Raw genomic sequence first — 18288 nt, 5'->3', positions numbered from 1 at the left:
ACTTTTCGTTCGATCTCTGTTTATGCGCTCCGCGATGCGATGCGCTTATCCGGCCTGACCTTGGCGGTTGTCGGGGACAATCGCCGCAGTTCGCCGGTTTGTCAATTCCACCGGTGTCGATTAATTCACTTCCTAGTGAACTTCATCGACATTTTGCCCGGCAAGTGCCTGGCGGATCCGGCTATCCATACGGGCCTCGGCAAACGGACGGGATGCATTTTCAAGCGCCTCGGCGGCGTCATTGATCGCATCGCGGTTATCGCCTGCGGCGGCCGTTTCAAGATTGGCAATGGCGTGCTTGATATTGGCTTCGTCTTCATTGGTCAGAAGCGCACGGTCGGCATCCATCGCGGCATTGACCGCCAGAATGTTGCGACGTGCTTCGACGCGGGCCTCGGTCAGGACACGCATTTCCATGTCTTCGCGGGCATGCACCATGCTATCGCGCAACATGGTCGCCATATCAGACTCATTGATGCCATAGGTCGGCTTGACCGCGACTTCCTGTTCGGTGCCCGTGGTTTCTTCGCGGGCCGAGACGGTCAGAAGGCCGTCGGCATCAACATTGAACTGAACGCGAATGCGTGCGGCGCCAGCTGCCATCGACGGAATACCGGTCAGGGCAAAGCGCGCCAGCGAGCGGCACTGATCGACCATTTCGCGTTCGCCCTGCACCACATGGATCATCATGGCCGACTGACCATCCTGATAGGTGGTGAATTCCTGTGCCTTGGTCACCGGGATCGGCGTGTTGCGGTCAATGACCTTTTCAACAATCCCGCCCATGGTTTCAAGACCAAGCGACAGCGGCGTGACATCGAGAAGAAGGTTATCCGAGCCGCCCGTCAAAGCCTCTGCCTGAAGGGCCGCACCAAGGGCGACAACTTCGTCCGGGTCGATGTCAGACATCGGTTCCTGTTCAAACAGATCCGCCACCGCCTTGCGCACGGCTGGCACACGGGTGGAGCCACCGACCAGAACGACACCCTTGACGTCTTCGGGCAAGACATCGGCGTCATCAAGGACCTGTTCGGTGATGGCGGCCGTGCGGGCAACCAGCTTGGCGATCATCGCATCAAACTGATCACGCGTTACGGTGTGTTTGGTGTCCGTGCCATTAAGGGCCACGGTGACTTCGACGCTGTCCTGATCGGTCAGGCTTTCCTTGACCGTGCGGGCGGCCTTCAGCAGGCGTTTGGCGTCCGACGCATCAAGATCATCGGTCGCACCACCATCCTTGCGTTCTGCCAGAAGATGTTCGGCAATGGCGTGATCAAAATCATCGCCGCCAAGGGCAGCATCCCCACCGGTCGCCTTCACCTGGAAGACGCCCTTTTGCATTTTCAGGAGCGAGATATCAAAGGTCCCGCCGCCAAGGTCATAGACGGCATAAAGCCCCTCTGCCCCATTATCGAGGCCATAGGCCAAGGCGGCAGCAGTCGGTTCATTGACCAGACGCAGGACTTCCAGACCGGCCAGTTTGGCCGCATCCTTGGTCGCGGTACGCGCCCCATCATCGAAATAGGCAGGGACCGTGATCACGGCCTTTTCGACCAGCTTATCAAGGCTTTCTTCGGCACGGGCACGCAGTGCGCGCAGGATATCTGCCGAAACCTCGACCGGGGTTAAAACCCGATTACCGACATTGAGGCGCACCATCATCGGTTCGCCGTTTTCGGTTTCGGATTTTTCCGGGATTTCGACGTGATAAGGCAGCGTGCCGGCAACCGATTTGACGTCTTCCAGACCACGGCCCATCAGGCGTTTCACCGATGACACCACACGGCTGGCGTCCGAGTTGATCTGATCACGGGCGGCCTCGCCGACAACCGGCGTGTCATCGCCGTAATAGACGACAGAGGGCACAATCGCATTGCCACCGGATTTATCGCGCAGAACTTCAGGCTTTTCCGAGTTCGAGATTGCAACCACCGAGTTGGTGGTTCCAAGATCGATCCCGACAGCGATCTGGCGTTCGTCCTCATGCGGGAGGGGTGTTTCGCCCGGTTCGTGGATTTTTAGCAGAGCCATTCTTACGTCCAGTTTTTCTATGATCAGGCAGCGGCAAGGCGCGATTTCTTCGCGCGCGCTTCCTCGGTCATTTTCATCAGATATCTTAAACGGGTGGCCAGTTTCTTGGCCGCGTCAAAGGATTGACTGTCAAAGGCGGCACCCAGATCATTTTCACAGGCACGCGCCTGTTTGCGGGTGTCCTTGATGATGGCATCGATGGTGATTTTATCCTTGGCATCGTCAAGGGCTTCACGCATTTCCATCGCTTCCATCAGAAGTTCCGGATCATTGACGGTATGGCCTTCGCCGCCTTCTGGCTCGTGCCCGGCCTGACGCAGCATATAATGTGCGCGCGCGACCGGGTTTTTCAGCGTCTCAAAAGCTTCGTTCAGGCTGGCGGCCTGTTGCGATGACAGGGCCTGTTCACGGCCGGATTTGGACGCGAACCGATCGGGATGAAGCTTTTGTTGCTGCTTGAGGTAGGTCGCTTCCATCGCATCGACATCAACGTCAAAGGAACGCTCCAGACCAAAGCGGGTAAAATGATCCAGCTGGCCGGGGGCCTGAATGGCGTTGCAGGTTTCGCAAAACAGTGCGCTTGCGGCGACCGGCCCCTTGCAGGACCAGCAAACCTTGTGCGCAGGTTGTTCGGTGTTGCTCACGCGATGCACTTCCGAGGATTAAAAGACAAAAACAAATCAGTTCAAAAGGCAATGCGTGACCATCACCTGGTCACGTCACCCTTTTCAGGCGATGGCCCCGGCGATCTCGCCAGGGCCATAACCATTCAGAAAGCAGGGAAAGCCCGGCCTGATCAAACGTGGAAGGATTCCCCGCAACCACAACGACCTTTTTCGTTGGGGTTCCGGAAAACAAAGCCTTCCTCCATCGTGTTGACCTCGTAATCCATCTCTGTGCCAAGCACGAACATGATGGCTTTGGGGTCGATCAGGATTCTCACGCCGTCGTCAAGTTCGACGACTTCTTCGAAGCCATCGGCACCATCGGCATATTCCAGCGTGTAGGACAGGCCCGAGCACCCTTTGCTGCGCACACCGAGCCGAATGCCGTGCGAAGGTTTCCCGCGGCTATCAAGCAGCGCCTTGATGTGATCAAGAGCGACCGGTGTGACAGAAATTGGTGACGGTAGAGCCATTTTATTCTCCCAAGATTCCGAAAACGATGGGGAGTGGGCGCTGCTTATTCAGCAGCGTCCACTTCCGCTGCGCCGTTTTTGGTTTTGTAGTCGCTGATTGCGGCTTTGATCGCGTCTTCAGCCAGGATCGAACAGTGGATCTTGACCGGCGGAAGTGCAAGTTCCTCGGCAATCTGCGAGTTTTTGATCGAACCCGCTTCGTCAAGCGACTTGCCCTTGACCCATTCGGTGATCAGCGAGCTTGAAGCAATCGCCGAACCACAGCCAAAGGTCTTGAACTTCGCATCTTCAATGATCCCTTCCGGGGTCACTTTGATCTGCAGCTTCATGACGTCACCACATGCCGGTGCGCCGACAAGGCCGGTCCCGACAGAGGTTTCGTTTTTGTCCATGGAGCCGACATTGCGCGGGTTTTCGTAATGGTCGATCAGCTTTTCACTATAAGCCATGATAGGAGTCCTCCTAAAAATCCTGAGTCTCTCTCACGAGACAGAATACATATCGAATGTGTCGATAGTACGTTTTCGGTCGTTGTCGTTCTTAGTGTTCAGCCCATTCGATCGACTTGATGTCGATGCCTTCCTGCGCCATTTCCCAAAGCGGGCTCATTTCGCGCAGACGCTCAACTGCGGTGCAGATGGCATCAACGGCTTCATCAAGCTCTTCCTTGGTGGTGTAGCGACCAATGCCAATACGAAGGGATGTATGGGCCAATTCTTCGTCAACACCAAGAGCACGCAGAACGTAAGACGGTTCCAGCGACGCCGAGGTGCAGGCAGAGCCCGACGACACGGCAATGTTCTTGATGTCCATCAGAAGGCTTTCACCTTCGACATAGGCAAACGAAATGTTCAGGTTGCCGCTGACACGGACGTGTTCGTCACCATTGACATAGATGTCTTCGAGACGGTCACGGAAACGCTGAAGGGTGTAGTCACGCAGCTTTTCGATACGTGCGTTTTCTTCGGCCATTTCGTTGCTAAGAATGTCACACGCCTTGCCAAGACCAACGATCAACGGGGTCGGAAGCGTACCGGAACGCATGCCACGTTCCTGACCACCACCGGTGATCTGTGCAATCACACGAACACGCGGACGACGGCGAACATACAGCGCACCAATGCCTTTCGGGCCATAGATCTTGTGACCGGAAATCGACATCAGGTCGATCTTCATGTCATCAACATCAAGGTCGATCTTGCCAACCGCCTGCGCACAGTCGGTATGGAAGAAGACTTTGCGTTCGCGGCAGATTTCACCGATTTCCTTGAGCGGCTGGATGACACCGATTTCGTTGTTCACACCCATGACGGACACGAGTGCGGTTTCATCGGTGATGGCAGCCTTGAGTTCTTCAAGGTCGATCAGGCCGTTTTCCTTAACGCCAAGATAGGTCACTTTGTAACCTTCCTGCTCAAGGTGGCGGGCACTGTCGAGCACGCATTTATGCTCGGTGACAACCGTGATCAGGTGCGGCTTTTTCTTGCCATAGAACTTCATCACACCTTTGAGGGCGAGGTTGTTTGACTCCGTCGCACCCGAGGTAAAGATGATTTCCTTGGCCGACGCGCCAATGATCTTGGCAACCTGACCGCGTGCAACTTCAACCGCGTCCTCGGCTTCCCAGCCAAAGCTGTGGTTGCGCGAATGCGGGTTACCGAATTTCTCGGTGAAGTATGGCAGCATTGCCTCGACAACCCGCGGGTCGGTCGGCGTCGTCGCCTGATAGTCCAGATAGATCGGCTTTGCTTTAAGCTCGTTCATTTTAAAGGCTTCCTCACTCACTCTTTCTCAGGCAGCGTGACGCGCTTTCTTGCGCGCTGCATTACCCCTCATCCGGCTCCAAACGCGGATAAATGTATCAATGTCTTCGTTGGTGCTATCCAGTCCCAGACTGACCCGAATGGCCGATCCGGGCTCGGTAACACCCATTTCCCTAAGCACGTGGCTTTCACGTACCTTGCCTGATGAACAGGCAGATCCCGAACTGATGGCAACACCTGCCAGATCCATCGCCATGACCTGGGTTTCCCCGGGCATTCCTGGCAGGATCAGGCAACTTGTATTGCTCAGTCGCTCCGTTCCCTTGCCGGCAATCAGAAGCTCAGGCGCCTCTGATGCCAATTCCGTTTCGAGGCGGTCGCGCATTTTCGCGATATCCGCCATCCTTGCCATATTGGCCTCGGCACGTTTGGCTGCGGCATCAAAGCCTGCAATCCCGACAACGTTTTCCGTGCCACCACGGCGGTATTTTTCCTGCCCGCCACCCCGGATCTGGGGGACCAGCATCACGCCCGGCGCAATCGCCAGCGCGCCAATTCCTTTTGGACCGCCGATCTTGTGGGCCGAGATCGACACCATATCGACCAGCAAGCGCCCCATATCGACAGGCAACCGGCCCAGCGCCTGAACAGCGTCGCAATGGACCTTGGCACCATATTCACGCGCCAGCAGACCAACCTTGGCAACCGGCTGAATGACGCCGGTTTCGTTATTGGCCAGCATGACCGAAACCAGAACCTTCTGCCCGGCGTCAGATGCGTCTTTGAGCATCGCTTCAAGGGCATTCAGGTCAATCACGCCATTTTCATCCACCGGGATGCGTTTGGCGTCCGGTCTTGCTTCGATGACCGAAGGATGTTCGACCGCACTGGTAAATACGGTGACATCTTCCAACCCGTTCAGCGCCAGATTGTTGGCCTCGGTGCCGCCGCTGGTGAAAATGATCCGTTCTGAATCACCGCCCAACAGATCGGCAATGGTGCGTCTTGCATGATCAACGATCTTGCGGGCCGCACGGCCACTGGCATGAACCGAAGACGGATTACCTGCAACATCCATCGCAGCGATCATGGCCTGCTTTGCATCTTCGCAAAGCGGCGCGCTGGCGTTGTAGTCGAGATAAACCTGGTCGGTCATCAGTTTAAAATCATCCTTATTCGCATCTGCCCTCGATATAGAGGACCAACTACTGTGCCGCAACCTGTGACGGCTCTTCGATCTGGGTCGTTTTACCCGGGAAAGTCCGAAGCGTCCCCGCCACGTTGCGATCCACCACATCGGCAAGACTGACAGAGGCCAGATAAAGATAAATCTGGTTGCCGAGTTCTTCCCACAGTTCATGGGTCAGACAACGGCCCTTGTTGGTCTTGCAGCCCTTGGGCGAACCGGACTTGCAACGGGTTGCACGGATTGGTTCGTCAACCGCCAGAATGACATCGGCAACACGGGTTTCAGTGGCATTGCGTGCAAGCAAATATCCGCCACCCGGGCCGCGCACTGAACGGACCAGACCGCCCTTGCGCAATTTGCCAAACAGCTGTTCAAGATAAGAAAGCGAAATTTCCTGGCGGTCCGCAATATCTGCAAGCGCGACCGGTCGGTCCTTGCTGCTTTCAGCGAGATCGACCATCGCCATAACGGCATAGCGGCCTTTGGTACTCAGCTTCACGGTGCGTCCTCCTGCCTTGCTTTGGGGTTAACCCCGAGCGGGCTTTTCATTCATGTTGCGCGGTGGCGCGTATTCTATTCCGATGATGCGACGATACGCGGCTTTTCCGGTGTGGCATCAGATTTGCCTTTTTCACCCTCAAGGGCGACCACCTTGTTGCGCAGCGTTTCGACCTCTCGGCCAAGTTCTTCAAGCGCACGGGCAACCGGATCGGGCAGATCGCCAAGCGGCGTACCATAGGCACAGAACCGATCATCCTGTTCGCGGCGGACGATCTTGGCCGGGATACCAACAACCGTGGCACCCTCGGGCACTTCACCCAGAACCACGGCGTTGCCGCCAACACGTGCATTCTTGCGCACGGTGAACGGTCCAAGGATTTGCGCGCCGGACCCGACAATCACGCCATCCTCAAGGGTCGGGTGACGTTTCAGGCCGCGCTGACCGTCGCTATTCACGCTTGGCGATGTCCCGCCAAGGGTAACGCCTTGATACAGTGTGACATCATCGCCAATCTCGGCGGTTTCGCCGATCACGACACCCATGCCATGGTCAATAAAGAAGCGCTTGCCAATCGTCGCACCCGGGTGAATTTCGATCCCGGTCAACCAGCGCAAAATCTGCGACAGGAAGCGTGCCGTCAGGCGGAAACCGCGCTGCCACAGCCAATGTGTCCCGCGATAGCCCATGATCGCATGAAACGCCGGATAGCTGATCACGACTTCCCAACGGGATCGCGCCGCAGGGTCACGGGCAATCATCGCGTCAATTTCCTGACGAATTAGCTTGAACATGGGGCGGTCCACTGTGTAATTAGTACCTTCGATTCCCGGCAGCCACGCCCAGCCCCGTCCTTGCACATAAGCAATTGTCGGGTTCGACAGGCACCATCGGGTTAGCCGGAATATAGGATAACCGAGTAACTTGGTCAAGTATTTGCCCAAAGCAATTTATGCGCAAACACGAAAAAACTTACAAAAACACTCGGATATTTTTGTTGCACACATCTTTCCATTCGTGGACAGGAGCAGTCTGATCCATGCCTGAGGTCATTTTTAACGGCCCCGAAGGTCGCCTTGAAGGTCGCTACCACCATAACGGCGCTGACGATTCGCCCATCGCACTTATCCTCCATCCGAACCCGCAACAGGGTGGCACAATGAATAACAAGTTGTGCTTTAACATGTTCAACATGTTCAAGGATCGCGGCTATTCCGTCATGCGGTTCAACTTCCGTGGCGTCGGCCGCTCGCAAGGCGTATTCGATCAGGGGATCGGCGAACTGTCTGATGCGGCATCCGCGCTTGACTGGATGCAGACCTATAACGCCAATGCACGTGCAACCTGGGTTGCCGGTTATTCGTTCGGTTCGTGGATCGGCATGCAGCTTTTGATGCGCCGTCCGGAAATTGATGGATTTATTTCGGTCGCAGCCCCGGCAAGTGAACACGACTTCACCTTCCTTGCCCCCTGCCCGTCATCCGGCATTCTGATCCATGGCACGCAGGACACCAACATTCCGGTCGCCTCGGTCAACAAGCTTGCCGACAAGCTGAATGCCCAGAAAGGCATTGAAGTTGACATGTGCGCGATTGACGGTGCGGATCACTATTTTGCCAAACAGCAAGACGAAGTGATCAAGCACTCGATTGCCTATCTGGACAAACGCGGCGCCTAAACCGCCCGCAGCCTGACCACACAAATAAAAGGCCGCCTGATCAGGCGGCCTTTTTTGTTGGGTAAAGCTTGCCACCACAACAGGGTTCGGGCACGCCTGTGGTTCCCGGGAAGCTGAGCGGCAAGTCACGCAAGTGGCGCACAGCCAGGAAGCCAAAACATTCGGCCTCCACCGCATCACCATCCCAATCAAGCACGTCAACAGATTGCACCGGCACCCCAAGGCGGGCAGCGAGTGTTTCCATGATATAATCGTTGTGCCGCCCGCCACCGCAGACAAACCAGCCTTTGGGCGCAGCCGGCAGATGGTTCACACCGGCAACGATGGCCGCCACCGTGCAATTGGCAAGCGTTGCCGCCCCGTCAGACACATTAAGCTTGGCCTCAACCACCAGCCCGTCAATGCGCGCCGCCATATCTTCGCGGTCCAGTGATTTGGGTGGGGTGCGGTCAAAATACGGGTCTTCGAGGAATTTGACCTCGACCATCGGGTCACCGGTGCCCGAGGCCGCCGTTGCGCCATTCAGATCAACCGGATTGCCGGTATGGCGCAACATCCAGTCATCAATGCGCGCATTGCCCGGCCCGCAATCAAAGGCCAGCAAGCCGTCATCCCCGTCGATATAGGTAACGTTGGAAACCCCGCCGATATTCAGAACTGCCACGGGCAACTCAACACCGGCACTTTTGATCAGGGCGGCGTGATAGACAGGTGCCAAAGGTGCGCCCTCCCCGCCAGCGGCGACATCGGCCAACCGGAAATCGGCCACCACCGGAATACCGGTTTTTTCCGCCAGCATATGCGGCGTTCCGATCTGGCGCGTCAGGCCCGATGCCGGTTCATGAAACACGGTCTGCCCATGAAAGCCGATGACACCAATGTCGGCGGCCGACATACCGGATTTATCCATCAGCATGTTAACAGCATCAACATGCACCTGTGTCAGATCATCGGCAACGACATGTTCGGTATTGGTTGCACTGCGATTGCCAAAGCAGGCCCGCATGCGTTCGCGCAATTCCGGCGCATAAGGCACAAAAACCGATTGCCCGGTGCGGCGCACTTCGATGCCATCGGTTTCAATGAGGGCTGCGTCCACCCCGTCAAGGGAGGTGCCACTCATCATGCCGATTGCTGTTATCCAGCCGTGTCTCATGTCGTGCTCCGTGCGCGATCGCTGTTGGTTTTGAGCAGCCTAAAAGGAAATTATCGCGAATTCGTTACCCGTATGGCAGATCTGTTCGCCGATGCGTTGCCGAGCGGATGTTTTCTGTGCTAGATCATCGCCTCCGCACAAAATGGCGGATCAAATTTTCTATCACAACCAACATAGCGCAAAAACCATGACTGAACTGAAGTCTGATTTTCTCCGCGTCATGAATGACCGCGGTTACATCCACCAATGTACTGATCTTGAAGGCCTTGATGCCTATGCATCGGAAAATACGGTGGTGTGCTATGTGGGTTATGATTGCACTGCAGACAGCCTGCATGTCGGATCGCTTGTGTCGATCATGATGTTGCGCTGGCTGCAGAAGACCGGCCACAAACCGATTGTCCTGATGGGCGGCGGCACCACCCGCGTTGGCGATCCGACCGGCCGCGATGATGCACGCCCGGTTCTGACCGATGAAATCATCGAAGCCAACATGGCTGGCATCAAAAAGGTGTTTCAGCAATTCCTGACGTTTGGCGATGGCCCGACCGATGCGGTCATGGTCAACAATGCCGACTGGCTGGACAAGCTGAACTACATCGAATTCCTGCGTGATTTCGGTCGCCATTTCTCGGTCAACCGGATGCTGGCCTTTGACTCGGTCAAGCTGCGTCTGGAACGTGAACAGTCGCTGAGCTTCCTTGAATTCAACTACATGATCCTGCAGGCCTACGACTTTGTCGAACTGAACCGCAACTATGGCTGCACACTTCAGATGGGCGGATCGGATCAGTGGGGCAACATCGTCAATGGTGTTGAGCTTGGTCGCCGCGTTGATGAGAAATCGCTGTTTGGCCTCACCACACCGCTGATGACCACCGCATCGGGTGCCAAGATGGGCAAAACTGCGGCCGGGGCAGTTTGGCTGAATGAAGAACGCCTGTCGTCTTATGACTACTACCAGTTCTGGCGGAACACCGAAGATGCCGACGTGATCAAGTTCATGCGTCTGTTCACCGAGATGTCGCTCGATCAGATCGAAGAATACGCCAAGCTTGAAGGATCGCAGATCAACGAAGCCAAGAAAGTTCTGGCGTTCGAGGCGGTCAAACTTTGCCGTGGCGAAGAAGCAGCCCTTGCGGCGGCTGAAACTGCGCGCAAGACCTTTGAAGAAGGTGTTCTGGCCGACGATCTTCCGACCGTGGAAATCGCCAAAGCCGATCTTGATGCCGGTATTCCGGCCTTTGATCTGTTCCGCCGTGCCGACCTTGCCAAATCGGGCGGTGACGCACGTCGTCTGATCAAGGGCGGCGGTGCCAAGATCAATGACGAAAAAGTCAGCGACGAAAACGCCAATATCACCGCCGATGCGGTTAATGCAGATGGTGTGATCAAGGTATCTGCGGGCAAGAAACGCCACGTCCTGATCAAGCCTGTCTGATCAAGACAGACCAAACATAAAATCAAAAAGCCCCGCCGATCATCGTGCGGGGCTTTTTTGCGTCTTGTTGCCGACTTAGCCCGGCTCGGCACCGGTGATCAGGTTGCGAAACACGCCAGGCACAAAGGTCGATAGCGGATTGACCGCAATGCTGGGGTCGCTCAGATCGCCTTCCACCGTGTAGGTCGGCGCAAATATGCCACCGCCTTCTTCGCCGACCAGAATGTCGCCAAGGATCGGAATGGCACCCAGTGCGGAATTCAGTGCGTAAATCGGCACAATTGATCCGGCCAGTCGGATTTCCGATTTGGCCAAATCAATCGACCCGTTGGCGGTTACCCCGACGGCTGCGCCGTTTGCCGCCACCTTTGACAGCGACAGCACATCATTGACATAGGTGAAGTCGCCGTTCATTTCGGTAAAGGCGATACCATTGCCTTGCAACACATCGCCAAGCCCGGTCAGCGACGCGGCACTGAGCACGCGGGCCGCAATCGGCGCATTGACCACGCGGAATTCATTGACCGTGACCTTACCGGTGAAGGGTTGGGCAATGTCGCGTTCATCAACCGTGCCTTCAATCGTCAGGCGTCCGCCCAGAAGATTTTCATACATATCAACCGCACGCAGGAAACGCCCGGCATCCTCGCTTGTCATTGTGACCTTGCGGGTCTGGAAGTCTTCGCGGACGACTTGCACAAACACATTGGCCCGGTCGCCAAATGCACCGTTCAAAACAAGACGGTCCCATTCCTGCCCAACCGTATGGATCGATCCGCGCAGATCGGCCAGAAGTTCACCGTTGGCCATCACCATCTGTTCGATATTCAGGAACACTTCGGTGGTACCGCCGGTCCGCTCGGCACGTTCGCCAATGCCACCGGTATTTGTTTCTGATGCGGCTTTGTCTGCGTCGTCATTGCTTTGTTCGTCATCGACGATCCATGGGGTCGCGATCAATTGGCGCGCCGAGATTTCCAGTTCACGCTTGTCGGTTTCCTGACGCAAGGTGATCTTGCCATCATTTAGCAATGGCGCAGCCCCCTTAAGCAGGAAACCGCCAGCTTCCAGCGTCACAAGGTAGCTCTGTTCATCCGGGTCGGCGTCCGACGGCGTTTCACCGGATGCGTCATCTTCAAGGAAGGGACGCAAATCGAATTGCGCACCCCGCAGATCGACCAGCAATCTGTCGCCTTCTTCCATGCGAATGGTGCCAGCAAGATCGATATTTTCGCGAAAACGGGTGTCTTGCAGCTCGACAAACCATTTGTCGGCCATGGCGTTATCACCGCGCCAGTTGCCACGGCCAGTTGCCTCAAGTGCTGGTGCAATCAGTGAAAAACTGTCAAGCACCCCACCGCCATCAAACATTACGGCAACATCAAACTTCGCCGCAGCATTTGCGCCGGGCTCCTTGCGATATCCCACTTTTTCAAGCGGAACTGAAATCGCCGAATTGGTCAAATCAACGTCACCAACCAAACGGACCTGATCCGAGCCGACGCGGATATCCAGATCCCCCTTCGCCATCCCTTTGAGGTAAGGGCCGGGATCAAGTTCGATATCGGGCAACACGGCAAGATCAAGATCACCAGATAGTTTATAGCGGCTTCGGACCTCAGCCTCTTGCGCAAAGGTCTCGACCCAGTTGATGTTGGTCTTGCCGTTACCAATCGTGGCCGTACCACCAAGTTCAAGCCCCTTGGTGTTGACCTGTAGTTCAAAGCTGCCCGCGGTGACATCCATGCCGCGAAACGCACCAACGATCCCGGCCTTTTCAATCCGCGAGGCGGCTGCGACATCAACATCGTCAAACGTCACATCGCGAAGCAACGGGAAATGCAAGCGTACACGGGTTGCCTGTTCGCCACTGATCTGGGCCGGGTTGATGCCAAGCCGGGTGGCAAAGCCAAGTGGTTTTGCCTCAATCAGTTCCAGCGCCTTGCGCGCACTGCCCTGTGCGACGATTTCGATATCGGCATAGGGGGTCGGTTCATCAAGTTTGGTGAAAATGATGCTGGCATCGGTTACCTGAATGCCATCGGCCTCGCCGGTATTTACAAAGATGCTGAAACTGGTTTCATCAAATTCGGCGCGCCCGGCGGAATTATGCACTTCCGGCATTTCACCCAGATAATGCACGGTCACACCCGACATGGTCATCTGACCACCGAGATCATCAACAATCACCTCGCCCGCATCGTCCTGGCGCAATTCGGTGTGCAAGGTTGCCTGATGAACAATCCCCTCGGACAGGTTGGTGACGACCCATGTCCGCGCATCCACGCCGACCCCTTCGGGCCAGAGACGGTCCAGATCGTTGGTTGCGACGTTCTTGGCGGACGCATCAAGATTGACCTGCCATTGTCCGAACGGATCAAGCACGACCCCCTGAAGTTTGGCGGATGCGTCACCAACATTCAGGACAACATCATCAATGCTGAAGCGACCGGGCACATAGCTTGTGACAATCTGTCCGTCCGAAACCCGATAGGTCGCCCGTATTTCGTCAGGGAAGGTGATCACCCCACTGCCAACTGACAGGTCCGTGGCCGCCGACAGCAATTCGCCATTCGCATCAAAGCTTGCGCGCAGCTTTCCGGAAACCGGGACATAGGCATCGCGCAATTGTTCAAACAGGTCCGAGATGCTGACAAGATCAGCAAGCTGCACCTCGCCAATTTCGGCTTCAAGATCGACCTGATCGGTTTCGATACTGTAATCACCGGTGACACGCACTTGGGTGGATATATCCCCGGCACTGACCTGCATCGAGGCTTCCGCACCGATCCCGAATGCCCGGCGTGACAACAGGATATCAGCCTGTGGTGCCGCCCAGACGATGCCGATTTTATCATCGCGCACTTCAAGATCGGCATTCACCACCCCGAAACTTTCGAAATAGGCCGCCGCCGGAATATCAGTGCGTTCGCCCGAAAGAATGGCAAAGACATCCTGCAAGACAGTATTGCCAGAACGTTCGACAGTTTCGGTGTCACCAGCAGCGTTTTCAGGTTCAGGCGGAAGTTGATCGGCACTCACGTCCGGTGCATCGGGGAGCTCAATCGTAACAGAGGCCCCGCGCCCCTTGTCATAACTTTGCCCGGTTGCCGCACCATCATCGATGCGCGTATTTTCCGGCTGGTTTGTGACATCTGCGGCGACTTCTTCGGCGACATAGCCGACATCAATCGTGCCATCGGCCCGCCGTTCAAGGCGAATGCGCGGTCCGATCAGGTTAAGCTCGCGCAGGGCAAGAACGCCTTCAAACAGCGCCTTGCTGGAAAACACGACATCGGCTTCGGGGACGTGAAGCATTTCCTGATCATCAGGGCCAAAAATGCTGACGTCACGCAAACCGACATCGAACTTTTCGTCCCAGCCACGCCAGCGCAAAACGACGTCGCCGATTGCCAGACGGTTATTGCCCATCGATTTGTTGAGATGATCAACCAGATACGGGGTCAGACGATGCAGGGACACAGGTTCCTGAGACAGCCGCCAAATCGTGACTGCTGCAAATACGCCGACAAACAGGACGATGGCTGATAAAGTCAGCGCCAGCCATCCGGCAAAGGTCTTAACGTGGCGCACTCATTTTACCTTGTGTTCCCGATGTCATATGCAGCGATATCAATAACTTCTCTTGTCTGGCATGGTTGTCGATGGATCATTGGATCCTAAAATACCAGACAGTTATTGATCTATACCCCTTTTTGTCCGATCACAGAAAAGCTAGAAACATATAAGTCATCCTGTTGATCAGGACGTCCTACTCCTTGCAGAGATTATGCAATCAGGCTCAATCCTTTGCATAGCGCGGTTTGTGACCATTTCGCAATACAAGGAACGCAAAAAGTGTCTCTTTCCTGGATTTCACAGGACCTGCCCAAAGCCTTTGACGCCGACCGTGTCACCAATGCGCTCGAACGCTGGAACACATTGGCGGGTCGACCAGCGTTTGAAAGCCTGTCAGACAAAATTGGCGAGATTGCGTCCAATCCCCAAAAACGTGCGGTTCTTGAAGCGCTTTTTGGTAACAGTCCCTATCTGACCAATCTTTGCCTGCGCGATCCCGATACGGTCTGTGACGTGTTTGACAGCGGCCTTGATCAGGCTTTTGCCAACGCGCTTGAGCCCGTGAAAGTCAGTGCGAATGCACGCGACCTTGATCAGACAACCACCATGGCAACTGTCCGTCACGCCAAACGCCGCGCGGCACTGGTGATCGCGATTGCCGATATCTGCAAGGCTTGGAAACTTGATCAGGTCACATCGGCGATCAGCAAGACGGCCGAATACACCCTTGATTTCACCATGGCGCATTGCCTGTCCGCCATGGCGCGGCTGCGTAAATATGACCTGCCCAACCCGGAAAATCCGCTTGAGGGATCCGGGATCTTTGCGATTGGCATGGGGAAACTCGGTGCCGGGGAGCTGAACTATTCATCGGATATCGACCTGATCTTCCTCTATGATCAGGATGTGGTGACCTATATCGACCCGGATCGCATTCATCAGGACCTGGTGCGGATGGTGCGCGACATCACCCGGATCATGGAAGAACGCACCGGCGACGGATATGTGTTCCGTACTGACTTGCGCCTGCGTCCGGACCCGGCATCGACCCCGCCGATCCTGTCGATGATTGCAGCTGAAACATATTATGAAACCGTCGGCCAGAACTGGGAACGTGCGGCCATGATCAAGGCACGCATTGTCGGCGGCGACCGTGTTTCAGGCAATGAATTCCTTGAAATCCTGCGGCCCTTTGTCTGGCGCAAGCATCTTGATTTCATTGCCATTCAGGATATTCATTCGATCAAGCGCCAGATCAATGCCCACAAGGGCGGCAGCAAGATCAATATCCCCGGCCACAATATCAAGCTCGGTCGTGGCGGCATCCGCGAGATCGAATTTTTTGCCCAGACCCAACAACTGATTTGGGGCGGACGCGAGATTGCGCTGCGCGGCAAGGCGACCTGCGACACCTTGCGCACATTGACCAAGTTCGGTCAGGTGTCCGAGGAAGTCCGCGATGAAATGCTGGCCGCCTATGATTTTCTGCGCACGGTCGAACACCGCCTGCAAATGATCAATGATCAACAAACCCAAACTCTGCCCGATACCGATCAGGGATTATTGGCACTGGCGACCTTCCTTGGCTATGAAACGCTTGATGCCTTCAAGGCGGACTTGCTGCTGCATCTGCGCAATGTTGAAAACAACTATGCCGAATTGTTTGAAGACGACACGACCCTTGCCGGTGCCAGTGGCAACCTTGTCTTCACGGGCACCGAAGACGATCCGGAAACCCTGGTCAATCTGCGCGAGATGGGCTTTGAGAATGCCGAAAACGTCTCGGTTACGGTGCGGGGCTGGCATCATGGGCGTTACCGGGCAACCCGATCACGCCGGGCGCGTGAAATCCTGACCGAACTGATGCCGACCCTTTTGACCGCACTTGGCAAAACAACCAACCCGGACATGGCATTTCGTGCCTTTGACGACTTCCTTAAAGGTCTACCGGCCGGCGTGCAGTTGTTTTCGCTGTTTACCGCCCATCCGCAATTGCTTGAACTGCTGGCCCAAATCGCCGGGACCGCGCCGCGCATGGCGAAATATATCGGGCGTAATGCCGCGGTGCTTGATTACGTCTTGATGTCGGGCTTCCACGAAGAACTGCCCGATGCGGATGCGATGCTGGCGGAGCTTGATGCCCGCCTGTCGCGCGAAGATATGGTCGAAGACTGGCTGGATGCCGCGCGGCGCTGGGCCAATGACCAGAAGTTCCAGATTGATGTTCAAACCATCCAGAACCGCCACACCCCGCATGAAGCAGGCCGGGCCTTGGCCGATGTTGCCGACGTTGCCATTCGCGCACTGTTCCCGCGAATTGCCGACGATTTTGCCGCCAAACATGGCTCGTTTGCCGATGGCGGGCTTGCGGTATTTGCGCTGGGCAAGCACGGCGGGCAGGAACTTTCACCCGGGTCCGACCTTGATATGGTGTTTATCTATGAGGTGCCCGAAGACGCCGAAGAATCAGATGGCGAAAAACCATTGTCGCCGGGCCACTATTTCATCCGGCTAAGCCAGCGTTATATCAACGCCCTGTCGGCCCCGACCGCCGAAGGGGTTCTGTTTGAAACCGACCTTCGCCTGCGTCCCAGTGGGTCCAAAGGGCCGCTTGCGACGCATTTCAAAAGTTTCGAGACTTATCAGAACAACGAAGCCTGGACGTGGGAGCACATGGCGCTAACGCGATTGCGCGCGGTTTATGGCCCCAAGGCGCTTTGTGACAAGGTCTTGGCCACGACCAATGACGTGCTTTGCAAGCAACGCGATCCGGACAAACTGGTGCGCGAAGTCTATGATATGCGCAACCGCATGGAGGCCGGCAAAGGCGACAACCATCCGTGGGCGATCAAGATGCGCCGTGGCGGGTTGGTCGATCTGGAATTCATTGCGCAATATCTGCAACTGCGCCACGCCCATGACCACCCGGAGGTCCTGTCACCAACAACCCGCGAGGTTTTCAAAAATCTGGCGACGGTGGGTATCCTGGATGGCGAAGAAGCCGAGTTTTTGGCCAATTCCGCGTCGTTCTGGCTGGCGTTGCAGGCGATGTTGCGCCTGACGACCGAGGGCCCGTTTGATCCTGAAAAAGCCAGCGAGGATTTGCAAAAAATGCTGGCAAATGCCGGTAAATGTGATGATTTCGCAAGCCTTCAGGACAAAATGGAAATGACGGCAACCCGCATCAAGGAGATCTATGATCGTGTGGTTGCAGCCCCCGCGGAAAAGATTGCGCCAACAGATGCGCCGCAATGATCCAAGCCCCCTTGCCATCCTTATAAGGCTTTGTATTTTCACGGTTGCAACATGCCGCTATGCGGTCCCAAAAGATTAAAGGATAGACCATGACAGTTGATGTTGGTGACAAGGCCCCGGATTTCGAACTGCCAACCGATGGCAATGGCAGCGTGAAACTGTCGGATCTGGCAGGCAAACCGGTGGTGATCTATTTCTATCCCAAGGACATGACGCCGGGTTGCACGACCGAGTCCTGCGAATTCCGCGATGCTGAACCTGATTTCAGCGCTGTCGATGCGCAGATCATCGGTATTTCCAAGGACAGTGCGGACCGGCACGATAAATTCAAGGCCAAGCATGACCTGAACTTCATTCTCGCATCCGACGAGAACGGCACCACGTGCGAGGATTACGGTGTCTGGAAAGAAAAGAGCATGTATGGCAAAAAATTCATGGGCATCGAGCGGTCGACCTTTGTCATTGATGGCAACGGCGTCATTCGCAATGCCTGGCGCAAGGTAAAGGTCAAAGGCCACGTTGCCGAGGTTCTTGAGGCTGTCAAAGCCCTTTGAATTCA

General features: G+C 55.8%; 14 protein-coding genes. 4 read left to right on the top strand and 10 right to left on the bottom strand.

Going from position 1 to position 18288, the window contains the following annotated elements; genetic code table 11:
- Positions 1-132: 132 nt before the first annotated feature.
- The 8 genes from hscA to cysE form a co-directional block, all read right to left on the bottom strand.
- Complete coding sequence (gene hscA, locus AC5Q5A_RS11215; RefSeq protein ID WP_493895313.1) at positions 133-2031, bottom strand: Fe-S protein assembly chaperone HscA; 1899 nt, start codon at positions 2029-2031, stop codon at positions 133-135.
- Positions 2032-2054: 23 nt separating this feature from the next.
- Entirely contained in the window at positions 2055-2675 is a 621-nt protein-coding gene (hscB, locus tag AC5Q5A_RS11210) for a Fe-S protein assembly co-chaperone HscB (RefSeq protein WP_008890650.1), read from the bottom strand.
- Positions 2676-2827: 152 nt separating this feature from the next.
- Positions 2828-3169, bottom strand: coding sequence for a HesB/IscA family protein (locus tag AC5Q5A_RS11205; RefSeq protein WP_008890649.1), 342 nt, complete (start codon positions 3167-3169; stop codon positions 2828-2830).
- A 44-nt stretch (positions 3170-3213) separates the two neighbouring features.
- Positions 3214-3618: a Fe-S cluster assembly scaffold IscU gene (gene iscU / locus AC5Q5A_RS11200; RefSeq protein WP_008890648.1), complete on the bottom strand. Its 405-nt coding sequence runs from the start codon at positions 3616-3618 to the stop codon at positions 3214-3216.
- A 91-nt stretch (positions 3619-3709) separates the two neighbouring features.
- Complete coding sequence (locus AC5Q5A_RS11195) at positions 3710-4933, bottom strand: IscS subfamily cysteine desulfurase (protein ID WP_063088290.1); 1224 nt, start codon at positions 4931-4933, stop codon at positions 3710-3712.
- Between the two features lie 27 nt (positions 4934-4960).
- Positions 4961-6088 carry a cysteine desulfurase family protein gene (locus tag AC5Q5A_RS11190; RefSeq protein ID WP_493895312.1) on the bottom strand — a complete coding sequence of 376 codons (1128 nt, stop codon included), beginning with the start codon at positions 6086-6088 and terminating at the stop codon, positions 4961-4963.
- A 49-nt stretch (positions 6089-6137) separates the two neighbouring features.
- Positions 6138-6620: an Rrf2 family transcriptional regulator gene (locus AC5Q5A_RS11185; protein WP_008890645.1), complete on the bottom strand. Its 483-nt coding sequence runs from the start codon at positions 6618-6620 to the stop codon at positions 6138-6140.
- Between the two features lie 74 nt (positions 6621-6694).
- Positions 6695-7414, bottom strand: a complete 720-nt coding sequence (cysE, locus tag AC5Q5A_RS11180; RefSeq protein ID WP_493895311.1) for a serine O-acetyltransferase — start codon at positions 7412-7414, stop codon at positions 6695-6697.
- Between the two features lie 245 nt (positions 7415-7659).
- Between cysE and AC5Q5A_RS11175 the strand changes: the two genes are divergently transcribed.
- Positions 7660-8298: an alpha/beta hydrolase gene (locus AC5Q5A_RS11175; RefSeq protein WP_008890643.1), complete on the top strand. Its 639-nt coding sequence runs from the start codon at positions 7660-7662 to the stop codon at positions 8296-8298.
- A gap of 40 nt (positions 8299-8338) precedes the next feature.
- On the opposite strand, the gene AC5Q5A_RS11170 is transcribed toward AC5Q5A_RS11175, so the two are convergent.
- The gene (locus AC5Q5A_RS11170; RefSeq protein WP_493895310.1) at positions 8339-9454 is read right to left on the bottom strand and encodes an anhydro-N-acetylmuramic acid kinase; all 1116 of its coding nucleotides are present in this window, start codon (positions 9452-9454) and stop codon (positions 8339-8341) included.
- A gap of 187 nt (positions 9455-9641) precedes the next feature.
- Between AC5Q5A_RS11170 and tyrS the strand changes: the two genes are divergently transcribed.
- Complete coding sequence (gene tyrS, locus AC5Q5A_RS11165; RefSeq protein WP_210519584.1) at positions 9642-10895, top strand: tyrosine--tRNA ligase; 1254 nt, start codon at positions 9642-9644, stop codon at positions 10893-10895.
- Positions 10896-10970: 75 nt separating this feature from the next.
- On the opposite strand, the gene AC5Q5A_RS11160 is transcribed toward tyrS, so the two are convergent.
- On the bottom strand, positions 10971-14489 hold the full coding sequence (locus AC5Q5A_RS11160; protein ID WP_493895309.1) for a YhdP family protein: 3519 nt from the start codon (positions 14487-14489) through the stop codon (positions 10971-10973).
- A 264-nt stretch (positions 14490-14753) separates the two neighbouring features.
- Here AC5Q5A_RS11160 and AC5Q5A_RS11155 point away from each other — a divergent pair, with 264 nt between their 5' ends.
- Positions 14754-17729, top strand: a complete 2976-nt coding sequence (locus tag AC5Q5A_RS11155) for a bifunctional [glutamine synthetase] adenylyltransferase/[glutamine synthetase]-adenylyl-L-tyrosine phosphorylase (protein WP_493895308.1) — start codon at positions 14754-14756, stop codon at positions 17727-17729.
- Between the two features lie 89 nt (positions 17730-17818).
- Positions 17819-18283 (top strand): thioredoxin-dependent thiol peroxidase, encoded by a 465-nt coding sequence (gene bcp / locus AC5Q5A_RS11150; protein ID WP_338179758.1) that lies wholly within the window; start codon positions 17819-17821, stop codon positions 18281-18283.
- The last annotated feature ends 5 nt before the right edge of the window (positions 18284-18288 follow it).

It is taken from the genome of Thalassospira sp. CA1 (assembly GCF_059052855.1).
The sequence above is the reverse complement of the archived record's forward strand: the minus strand, read 5'-3'. Positions and strand labels throughout refer to the sequence as shown.